Raw genomic sequence first — 10,176 nt, 5'->3', positions numbered from 1 at the left:
CAGACGGGGAACCGGAATACCCAAATCCAACCTGCAGACTCTCGTTATGAATGAGGGACCAGCGGGGGGCAGGTCAGCAGCCATGCGCTGGCGCTGAAGCCTCTCGCAGTCGGCTGCGAGGATGCCGAGCCGCGCGATTCGGCGTTGTTCTTCCATAGGCGGCAGGGGCAGGAGGACGTCTTCCAGCGCCTGCTTGGGAATGCGAGGCAAAGCGCCTGCCGTCGCCGAGGCTTTCAGCTGCCGGACAGCGGCAATGTCGTTTAGCACCATGAAAAGGAAGTCAGGGTCGACGCGCCCGGTTGCAGGCCGGACCAAGTAGACATCAAGTCCAACAAAGGCGCCGATCATGTTCGGTGCTGGACGAAACGCGGAAAGCTCATCTCCGCGCGATGGAACAAGAAGGTCGTCTGCGGCAATTTTGGTGGCCCGCTTGGCTTCCGACGCCGGCCCGCGAAGAAGTTTGCCGTCGGGATAGCGCAGGTCTTTGATCTGGACATAAGCGGCGTGTCGACCGGGGCCCTTCGGCGGAAGGACTCCGCTGAGAACTTCAGCAATTTCGGTCAACCGCTGCATGAGTGCGTTTATGCGTCACAGCGCCTCGAAGATCAACAAAATTCGTAAGAGAATATCTCATACGTTGATATCTAGTATGACGCTCCCTTGAGAAGCTGCCGGTAACCGTGCCGAATCATCATGCGGCCATGGGCGACGAGACGCGCGACTTGCGCCTTGAGAGAGCTCGTCTTCCACGGCTCTTCCGCCACGCGGTGAGCGCCGAAAAAATGTGTGGCAATGGCGCGGTAGGTTGCGCCACTCCCCCGTGCATCGATTGTTTGCAGCGCACGCTTCAGACGCGCGCGCCGATGCGGTGTGATTGGCGGATCGGCATCACGGCCGATGAACTGGTGATACAGACGGTTGGCGGCGGCAAGTCTCACGGACCAGTCCGCATCGAATGGGAGCAGGACGCCCAAGGGCCGGTCGTCGAACTTGTCACCGACAAGATTGGCGCCGTCTTTCAACTGCGCCCATGACAGTCCGTCATCGTCGGTCTTGCGATCTGCGATTCTGTCGGAGGGGAAGTCAGCAGCCAGGCCGATATCCGGCAGGGCTGCAACAAGATGCACAACCGCAGGCGCGGCGGCCGGGAGCCAGAAGAGTGGTGTGTTGAGCGCGTTGAGGTGCGGGTCTGCGGGGAAATCGCAACCCCCAGTCGGCTGGAGCGCCGCCGCCAACCCGCATCAGATCATATTCTTTGCGATACTGCGGGTTCCGCCGAAGGCATTCCCAGGCGAGCCCCGAGATGCCGAGATCATCGAAGTGGTCATATTGGCAGTCGTCGCGCCAGTCAGCCGGCATTGCGAACTTCTCCCAATCGCACGCAATATGTCGCGCGGTGTCAGTCATTTGGGATGTTTCGCCGTAAAATGGCGGCTGCATAGTACAGGCGCGAGCATCAAGCGATGCGCGTAGCGCATCGTTTGGCGTTCAGTCTGTTGGAAGGCCGTTTCTGAGAATGTCGCGATAACCCTGCTCGGTCATCCAGCGCGCACGTGAAAGATGGCTGTCATGAACCCGGCGAGCGCGTTCCGGCTCAACCTTCGCGTCGATGCCTAGCAAAACCGACGACACCTCTTCCAGCGATGCTCCGGCGTCGTTTGCGTCGAGGAGCCGCATATAAAGCTTGAGGTGATCGCGATCATAGACGGTCACAGCCGCTTCGTCCGGCGGAGCATCGGCGATATGAGACTGGGTCGCGGGCATCGGCGTCCTTGCAAGTTTGACGCAAATCACTAGTGAACCGGAAACCATGGCGCATGCAAGCGCCGACCGGTTGAAAGATGGTCTGGCCGATAACCGCCGCATGACCAGTCGGCTCACGCGCCGCGTATTATAATACGTCGCATCAAAATACGCGATCCGCATTTTACTTGCGGATGGATATTCGTGACGTTTTTGGAAAGAATCTCAAGCACTACCGGCTGAAAATCGGCATCAGCCAGGACGCGCTGGCGGCGAAGATGGGCGTGGACCGCGCCCATGTGAGTTCGATGGAGCGCGGCCAGCAGAATGTCACGATTATCACCCTTTGGCATGCGGCTCTTGCGCTCAATGTGAAGCCTGCCGCGCTTCTCGATGATCGGGATCAGGAATAAGGGCGGCCCGCCGAAACCTGTCGGACGGGCCGCCGGAGGCGTCAGTCGCCGTTCTGGCGGCGGGAGCGCGACCAGATGAGGCTGAAGCTCTCTTCTCCCTCGACGATGGTGTCGTCGAAGAGGTTGGCGTAGATCGGCGCGGTGAAGCTTGGATCGTCGAGCTTGAGGCTCAGATAGTCGCGGCCCTCGTTCGAACGCTTGGACCAGGCTGCGCCGATCTCGGCGCGGCCGACGAAGACGCGGTGGCTCGGGGCGTTGCCGTTGGTAGAGCCTTCCTCGGGGACGATGCGGACGTTCTTCGCCTGGACGCTGAGGGTGACGATCTCTCCGACATACTCGTTGCCGGTCTTCTTGAAGGTTCCGATGGTGGCCATGTCAGTTCTCCTTTTGGCTTTCGAGCCCGCGCCCGTCGCGGCCTCGATGGCGATAGGCACGGCCGGGACGACCGCCGACGCAGTCCCTGGACCCGGAGCGGATGCGGAGGACGGCGGGGCCGGAGTTTCTTGACGCGCGAGGAATGGGCGCAGCCCAGGGGATGAAAGTCCGGCCCCGCCGTTGCGGCCAAGGCGGAGGAGGCGTCAGCCGGTCCCGGCCAGATCAGGCCATGAGAGGCCGTGACGGGCGTGGGTGATGCAGCCCAGGAGAAGGTTGACCGCGGCCAGCGGCGATCAAAACGAGCCGGCGCTTGTGACGGATAACGAGCCGCATTCGCGTCCTGTGCATAGGAGAATAGTCCCGAACCGGAGAAACGGAACGATCACGGCCCAAGCCACCCGTGGAAGAGGGCCAATTCGAGATCACCGACCGCGGCGAAAGAGAAGGTGGAGGGCGCCGTGAATTTGGTACGAAAGCGCATCAAGCCGAAAAGCGACATTTGATCCAGGCACCTTTGAGCGACGGCCAAAAGGGACGAAGCGGCCGGCGCTTTCAAAGTTCCAAGCGATGAACCCGTCTGCGGCTTCCCGCGTCCTGTATGTACGTAAATCCGCGGCGTTCGAATTGCGGAACGAGTCCCATATATTGATAGCTCGGAGAATTCGGGGCGACTGGGTAGGCTTCGATGACTTTGGCGCCGTTGTCACGGGCGTAACCGATGGCAGCTTCCAGCAGAGCGCTGGAAAGCCCTTTCTTGCGATGCTCCTTGGCGACGCTGAAGCAGGTCAGGGACCAGACCGCATTCGGATCATCCTCATAGTCGTGCGGCCCTCCGAGATCTCTGTAAGTCGTGCGCGGCGCGACGGAACACCAGCCGATCGGTTCGCCTTCCTGATAGGCCAGCAAGCCGACGGTCTCGCCCGATTTTACGCGGTGCTCCATACGCGATTTGCGGAAATCGGGGTTGGTGTTCTTGGCCTCGTCACCGCGGGCGCGCCAGACCATGCACCAGCATTGGCGACTCCAGCTCCCACTCTGAAGGAATCTCTCCAGATCGCTCCAAAGTGCAGGTGTGACAGGTCTTATGTCCAAATTGCCGCTCATATGGCAAAGATAGGAGCCGAAATGCCCCGGTCAAAGGCTACGCCTACAGCGACTTGAACGGTGATTTCGGACGACTTGACGCACTTCTGTCCCGGCGAGTGAAGCGATACGCGCCCATGCTGTGACGCCGACAATAATCGCGCTGACGCCGGCGAAGACGAGCGTCCAAGACTCACCTGCGCCGCCAGCTTGTGAGAGTCCCTTCACTGCATGAAAACCGGCAAGACCTGCCGGCAAGGCGTAAAGTGCCCCGAGCGCAAGGCGGATGATCGGTGAGCGGATTGTAGCGAAGGCCACTTGTCCGAGAACAAGGGCTATAGCACCGCCGAGCAGCGCGACGGCGACCGCTCCGATAGGTCCTGCGCCGCTTTCAAAGGCGTAGTAGCCAGCCGTTATTGCGACGAAAAACGGAAGCGCATAAACGGCCAGACTGAACAAGAGCCAGCACAGAAAACCGAGGCCGATGACGCTAAGCAGTGCGGACACAAACATGGGCGGTCTCCTCATGGATGGAACGCCTCCACCAACCGCCATGGCGCCTTTGCAAGTATAGCGCAGCATATCGCGCGCCGGAACTTTCCGGCGCGCATCAGGTGATGCACACCTCGCATCACATCGTCCGCTTTGAATCTTACCGGGCCCGGAAGTCGTAAAGCGGCACGCCGAGCTTTTTGGCTTTATCGGCGAGGTTGTCGGTGATGCCGGACCCCGGAAAGAGGATGAGCCCGATGGGCATCGCCTCCAGGAGTGCGTCGTTGCGCTTGAACGGCGCGGCCTTCCCGTGGCGTTTCCAATCCGGCTTGAAGACGATCTGCTGGCATTTTCGGGCGTCGGCCCAGCAAGCGGCGATCTTTTCGGCGCCTTTGGGCGATCCGCCATGCAGGAGCACCATGTCGGCGTGCTTGTTCTTCACCCGGTCGAGCGCCGCCCAGATGGCGTGATGGTCGGTGACGTCGAGCCCGCCGGAGAAAGCCACGCGTGGGCCAGTTGGCAGGAGAGGTTCGATCTCGGCACGCCGCTTCGCCGTCAGATAGTCGCGGCTGTCGATCATGGCGGCCGTCAGCGTGCGGCGACTGATCCGTGATCCCGAGTGCGGACGCCAGGGCTGGCCGATATGGGTCTCGAAGTGGTCGGCGGCGATGTCGCGCATGAGTTCGTAGGCATTGCGCCGCTCGATCAGCGTGACGCCCTGCGCCGTCAGGGCTTCGAGCTCGACAGAGCGCACTTCCGAGCCGTCCTGTTCGCGCTGCGAGCGTTTCTGGGCCTGTTCGTTGTCGTCGAGTTCGCGGTCGACGCGGGAGGCTGTGCGATGGAACAGATTCGTCACGGACCAGAGTAGGTCTTCAAGATCCGGTTCGAGACGCGTGTCGCCCAGCGCTGCGGCGAGTGCGTCGAAGATGTCGGCCATCGCAGCCAGGAGGGCATCGGCTTCGGGTAAGGGCCTCGGATCGGGCTCGTCGGCGAAAGGCCGGTAGCCGTAGAGCTGCAATTCTTCGAGCGCGACGGCGGTCGCGGAACTGGCCATTGGTTCGGTGGTCTCGGCTGTCATGGGATCGTCTCCTGTTCGGCATGGGCCGCGCCTCTCGCGGCCTTCCCGAGCGACGGAAAAGCGGAGGCCGGCCGGGACTGCACCGCCGATCCCGGCGGCCGGAGCCAAAGGCGGAGGACGGCGGAGGCGGCGCTCTTTTGTTTCGCGCTGCAAAGCCGGGCGCCGTTCGCCCGGCGGCGGAAAAGAGCGCCGCCGCAGCCGTTGCCGGCCCGACCGGGCTCCGCTCCGTCTCGCTCCTCTCGGAAGGCCGAAGGCGTGGCTTTCGGACAAGGAGACGACGATGCAGGCAAGAACGGCGACAGGCCTGCTCAACTGCTCAGGGATCGCAGGAAAGCAGCCGCGATAGATCAGCCGTAGCCAATTGCGGGCCCAGATGCGCCCGTAGGTCTTCTCGTCCGAGCTTGCGGAGATCTTCGTTGAAATCATCGCCAAGGGGAGAAAGCCGGATCGTCTCGATGTCGACGGCATCTGCGCGTTCCGTCAGTTTGTCAGCCGCCATGGCGCCTGCTTCGTCGGCGTCGGCCGCGATATAGAGACGCCGAAGCCCTGCCGGCAGGATCAGCGCGGCGAGATGGTTGGCCGATAACGCGGCGATGACCGACAGGTCGGGTAACGCCATGCGCAGTGACAGCGTGCTTTCCAGCCCTTCGCCGGCAGCAAGAATGTCGGTCGCGGCCCCGATCCGCACGCCATGGCCGAGCAGATTTCCCATCGCCTTGCGGGGCGGGTCGAGCGGCGCCTTGCGTGCTGTCGCCGGATCGAGCCAGGTCCGATGGACGCCAGTGAGGTTGCCGTGTCCGTCCGTGACCTTTGCAAGCAATGCAGGCCAAGTCTCTGGCGGCGCCTCTTTCGGCTGATCTTCGCGCCAATAGTAGCAATGCGGATGAAACCGAAGCGCTGGCGCATCGCCAAGTCGAGCAAGACCGCGCCGATGGAGATAGCGCTCGGCGAGCGTTCCACCGACCGGCCTTCCCATGGCGAAGAGACGACGCGCCGCCTCCGGCGATCCGGCGGGTACGGATTGGCGCTCACGTCGTTGCGGTTCGGGACGTGGCAGACTCAGGAAGCGCCGCGCCTCGTCAAGCGTCTCACAGAAGGTGTGGAGATGCTGCGTGGCGGCTATGAGGTCGAGGAGGTCGCCATGCTCGCCCGTGGCTGCGTCGGCCCATTTACCGGCGGCGCCCGGACCATGAGTTGGTCCGGTCAGCCGTACATAGAGACTGCGCCCAGGCGTGTTTCGGGCGTCGCCGACGATCCAGTAGCGGCCTTGTCTGCGTCCGTTGGAGAGATAATGGCGGCAAACGGCCTCCGCCTCGCGCGCGAGCCGTCGCGCAATATCGGATGCTGCATCAGTCATGCACCCCTCCATGGTGATGAACAAAAAAGGAGCCCGCCACGATGGGCGGGCTCAAGGGCGGCTGCGGGAGCCACGGGGGAATGGCTCCCGGTCACTCGGCCGCAGTGGCGAAGGCGTTGCCGGTGACAGGTTCATCATCGGCGATCACGGCGGAATCGCCCATGGCCGTTTCGCCGCCGCCCGCCGCCGATTGCACTTCGCCCTCGGGAAGGCCCGGCATGCGCAGCACTTCGGGCAGCCAACCGCTCCCGCTGAGGAGCTCTTCGGCCGCCGCGACCATATCCGGCTTCTTGAGACCCGCGATGCGGTCGGCGGTTTCATCGCCCTTGGTTTCGCGCACGGCCTCCAGAATGCGGGCCTTGGTGACGCGCGCGAGATAGCTCTCGCCCGTCGGCGTCCAGCCGGCCGCCGCCATGTCGAGCCCGAGCGCCGCCGCCAGCACGTCCGCATGGACGAGCGCCCGCGGCCGGCGGTTGTAGGGTTCATGGACGGCGTTGACGGTCATGGCGACGCAATGCGCGAACAGCGCCTGACGGCTGTCGCTGTCGAAACCGACCAGCGCATCCCACAGATCCTCAGGCGCTTTGGGAAGCGCAGCGAGCCACCTATCGGTGCGAGCGGCGATGTTGAGCGCATAGGCCGTGCCGGCGAGACCCGACGCCTGAGCACCCAGACTTGAGCTGTGCGGCGTGATCTCGACGCAGCTATCCAGCGGATTGTGGTAGAAGAGCCGCAGCGTCATTGCGTGAAGGGCAGCAAGGAATGCTGTCTGCGGATTGCTGGCCAGCGCGTCGCGCAGGGCAAGCGTGCGATGCGCCGTCAGTTCCATGACGAGGCGGTTGGAGAGCGGCTTCAGGCTATCGTCTTCTTCTTCGGTCTCATCGCTGAAAGCCACGATCTTGGCGTCATCGACCTGCTCATCAGCGGGAGCGTCGGTCAAATCGGCACCATCCTGACCATCGGTCTCGACCGGGGGTTCGTCCTCGGGACGGACATAGCCGCGCTCGACGCGCAAGCGACCGTCATCGCCGATGCTGACGAAGACGCCGGCCATGGCGACTTCGTCCGGCTCGAAGCGGACGGGCCGCTCCTGCAAGGTCTCCATCGCCGTTTCGATCTCGCCGAGCCGGATGTCGATCTCTTCCGGGAACTCATCGGCGCTGGCGTACTCGTCTTCGAGTTGATCGTATTCAGCCTTGAGCGCTTCTAAGCTGGCCGTCTCCTCGTCGCTCATCGGCTCGGGCTCGCCGATAATCCGGCGCAGACCGTAGGTGTGGCCGTAAGGGAAGTCGGCGCCGATCTCGATCCATTTCCAGCCTTCGGCGCGGATCGCTTCGGCCTCCCGTTCGAGCTTCTCATCGACGAGCTTCACAAGCAGCCCTGCGTCCTGCAGCCAACCGCCATCATCGGACTGGAAGAGATCGCGCAGGATGACGCCGCCGGCGGCTTCATAGGCGTCGAGCCCGACGAACTGCGCCCGGCGGTCGGAAGCGCGCACGGCGCCTTCGGTCAGCATACGGCGGATTTCGTAAGGCTGCTTTACGTAGGTCCGCTTGATCGATTCCCAGACCTGTTCCTGGCGCTCATGATCGGGATTGACCGTGAAGGCCATGAGCTGGTCGAGCGTCATTTCCTCCTCCGCATAGGCGTCGAGGAGCGACGGCGCGACGGCGGCGAGCTTCAGCCGCTGCTTGACGACATTCGCCGAGACGAAGAAGGCCGCCGCGATCTCTTCCTCGCTCGTGCCTTTCTCCCGCATCGCCTGGAAGGCGCGGAACTGGTCGAGCGGATGGAGCGGCGCCCGCTGAACATTCTCGGCGAGACTGTCCTCTTCGGCGAGGCCGTCGGTGCGCACGATGCAGGGCACGGGCGCGGTGCGGTTCAGGCGCTTCTGCTTGACCAGCAATTCGAGCGCCCGGTAGCGGCGTCCGCCGGCGGGGATCTCGAACATGCCGGTTTCCGCGCCGTTCTCGTCCAGCACCGGCCGAACCGTGATCGAGGATAAAAGTGTGCGCCGGGCGATATCCTCGGCCAGCTCCTCGATCGAGACGCCGGCCTTGACGCGCCGGACATTGGACTGGCTTAGCACCAGCTTGTTGAAGGGGATGTCGCGCGAGGCGCTGAGAGTGATTTTCTGAGACTTGGTCATGTCAGTTCTCCATGACGGGCTGGCCGAAAGCCTCTCTCTCAGCCTCCAAACCCGTCACGAAAAACCCGGCCCGCCTCTTCCTCTCGAGGAAGCGACGGACCGGACAAGCAGAGCACCGATTTCAGACTACGCCGCGCGCTCCAGGAGCTTCTTGGCCTTGCCCTCCATAACGAGCCGGGCATCCTGTTGCGGCTTCGACCGGGCCACGGCGGTGATGCCCTGCACGAAATCGAAGACGCTCTCGGGCGGGCGGCCTTCCTCGGCGAGAACTGTATCGACGATCCTCATCGTCTCCGCCTTGGAGAAACCGCGTTTGCGGAGGAAGTCGGTGCGATCGTCGTCGCTGCGGGCGACGATGCGCTCGCGCGCAGCCCGGATGCCTTCAATGAAAGGCCGCGGCGAGGAGTCGGCGAAGCGGGTCAGCGCCGGCGCCGCCTCGCGCGCGAAGCGATTGGCGGCGTATTTGGAATGGCGGATGCTGATTTCCTGAAAATCCTCAACGCCCCAGAGATTGCGATTCTGGCAGACGGCCCGCAGATAGAAGCTGGCTAGCCCAAGCGTCTTCGCGCCGACTTCGGAATTCCAGCAATAAAAGCCCCGGAAATAGAGATCGGGCGATCCATCCGGCAGCTTGCCCGCTTCGATCGGGTTCATATCGTCGACCAGGAAGAGAAAGACGTCGCGGTCCGAGGCGTAGAGCGTTGTCGTGTCCTTGGTGATGTCGACCATCGGGTTATAGACGCCGCTCGACCAGTCGAGCGCGCCGGGCACTTTCCAGCGCGTATCGCCGGTGCCATTGCCTGCGATCTTCTGCACGGCGGCGACGAGTTCATGGTCATAGATGCGGCCATAATCCGGGCCGGTGACGGCGCGTAGCTCCGTGCGCCCGTCTTCGGTCTCCAGCGTCTTGATCTGCTCGGCGCGGTGCGAGGTGAGCCCGTATTGCAGATTGATGCCAGCAAGCGGCGCCGGAAGCTGGCGCAGATAGGCTGCCGGTGCGCTGACCAGGCTGGCGAGCTGGCCGAAGCTCCAATGGGTCGGGGCGACCGGCGCCTCGGCGTCGGGCAGGACGAGCGCCAGGTTTTCCGGATCGTCGCGATGGGCTTCGACGCGGATCGCGGCGCTCCCGACCGTCCGTGTACGGCTCCGCTCGGCGCGGCTTTTCACCGAGGTATAGAGTTCTGACAGGGACAGATACCGCTCGTCATCCGGCCGGGAAAACCATTCCGAGGAGACGCGGCCGATCCGCTCGCCGCGCGATGCATCCACTTTATAACCGCCGCTCGCGTCGCGCCGGCCGTCCAGGGTTTCAAGGTTGGTCATGGGTCAATCTCCGCGACGGGCCGGCCGGGAGCCTCTCTCTCGACCTCCAAACCCGTCACGGCGAAAGCCGCCGAACTCTTACTCTCTCGTAGCCAGGTAAGCGGAGAATCCTGGCGTTGTGGGAATTCCGAGACCCCCGTGTCAGGGATGGAAGCCCGGGAGG

The 10,176-nt window shown here is 63.3% G+C and carries 11 protein-coding genes and 1 pseudogene; 1 reads left to right on the top strand and 11 read right to left on the bottom strand.

Annotated features, from left to right (window positions below):
• From NYR58_RS17890 to NYR58_RS17875, 4 genes and pseudogenes are all read right to left on the bottom strand, one after another.
• Window positions 1–573: restriction endonuclease subunit S (locus NYR58_RS17890; protein WP_261522522.1), on the bottom strand; the 573-nt coding region annotated here is incomplete at its 3' end.
• A gap of 71 nt (window positions 574–644) precedes the next feature.
• Window positions 645–1,235: a DUF2285 domain-containing protein gene (locus NYR58_RS17885; RefSeq protein ID WP_261522521.1), complete on the bottom strand. Its 591-nt coding sequence runs from the start codon at window positions 1,233–1,235 to the stop codon at window positions 645–647.
• Window positions 1,236–1,254: 19 nt separating this feature from the next.
• Window positions 1,255–1,359 (bottom strand): annotated as a pseudogene (locus tag NYR58_RS17880) (transcriptional regulator domain-containing protein); the annotation flags it as partial.
• A 129-nt stretch (window positions 1,360–1,488) separates the two neighbouring features.
• Complete coding sequence (locus NYR58_RS17875; protein ID WP_261522520.1) at window positions 1,489–1,764, bottom strand: DUF2285 domain-containing protein; 276 nt, start codon at window positions 1,762–1,764, stop codon at window positions 1,489–1,491.
• A gap of 173 nt (window positions 1,765–1,937) precedes the next feature.
• Between NYR58_RS17875 and NYR58_RS17870 the strand changes: the two genes are divergently transcribed.
• The gene (locus NYR58_RS17870) at window positions 1,938–2,156 is read left to right on the top strand and encodes a helix-turn-helix domain-containing protein (RefSeq protein WP_261522519.1); all 219 of its coding nucleotides are present in this window, start codon (window positions 1,938–1,940) and stop codon (window positions 2,154–2,156) included.
• Between the two features lie 41 nt (window positions 2,157–2,197).
• Here the strand turns inward: NYR58_RS17870 and NYR58_RS17865 are convergent, their stop codons facing one another.
• The 7 genes from NYR58_RS17865 to NYR58_RS17835 all read right to left on the bottom strand — a co-directional run bounded on the left by NYR58_RS17865 (window position 2,198) and on the right by NYR58_RS17835 (window position 10,013).
• Window positions 2,198–2,530, bottom strand: coding sequence for a DUF736 domain-containing protein (locus NYR58_RS17865; RefSeq protein WP_261522518.1), 333 nt, complete (start codon window positions 2,528–2,530; stop codon window positions 2,198–2,200).
• Window positions 2,531–3,083: 553 nt separating this feature from the next.
• A complete protein-coding gene (locus tag NYR58_RS17860; protein ID WP_261522517.1) occupies window positions 3,084–3,536 on the bottom strand; it encodes a GNAT family N-acetyltransferase in 453 nt (150 codons plus the stop codon).
• A 129-nt stretch (window positions 3,537–3,665) separates the two neighbouring features.
• The gene (locus NYR58_RS17855; RefSeq protein WP_261522516.1) at window positions 3,666–4,127 is read right to left on the bottom strand and encodes a hypothetical protein; all 462 of its coding nucleotides are present in this window, start codon (window positions 4,125–4,127) and stop codon (window positions 3,666–3,668) included.
• Window positions 4,128–4,266: 139 nt separating this feature from the next.
• Window positions 4,267–5,184 (bottom strand): DUF2493 domain-containing protein, encoded by a 918-nt coding sequence (locus NYR58_RS17850; protein ID WP_261522515.1) that lies wholly within the window; start codon window positions 5,182–5,184, stop codon window positions 4,267–4,269.
• A 316-nt stretch (window positions 5,185–5,500) separates the two neighbouring features.
• Window positions 5,501–6,541: a DUF7146 domain-containing protein gene (locus NYR58_RS17845; protein ID WP_261522514.1), complete on the bottom strand. Its 1,041-nt coding sequence runs from the start codon at window positions 6,539–6,541 to the stop codon at window positions 5,501–5,503.
• 91 nt (window positions 6,542–6,632) lie between these two features.
• On the bottom strand, window positions 6,633–8,690 hold the full coding sequence (locus NYR58_RS17840) for a ParB/RepB/Spo0J family partition protein (RefSeq protein WP_261522513.1): 2,058 nt from the start codon (window positions 8,688–8,690) through the stop codon (window positions 6,633–6,635).
• A gap of 126 nt (window positions 8,691–8,816) precedes the next feature.
• Window positions 8,817–10,013: a DUF932 domain-containing protein gene (locus NYR58_RS17835; protein ID WP_261522512.1), complete on the bottom strand. Its 1,197-nt coding sequence runs from the start codon at window positions 10,011–10,013 to the stop codon at window positions 8,817–8,819.
• Window positions 10,014–10,176: the final 163 nt, after the last annotated feature.

Origin of the sequence: Chelativorans intermedius (assembly GCF_025398255.1) — a bacterium.
GTDB classification, from domain to species: Bacteria; Pseudomonadota; Alphaproteobacteria; order Rhizobiales; family Rhizobiaceae; genus Chelativorans; species Chelativorans intermedius.
Note: the sequence above shows the minus strand (reverse complement) of the source record. Positions and strands in the feature narration are given on the sequence as shown.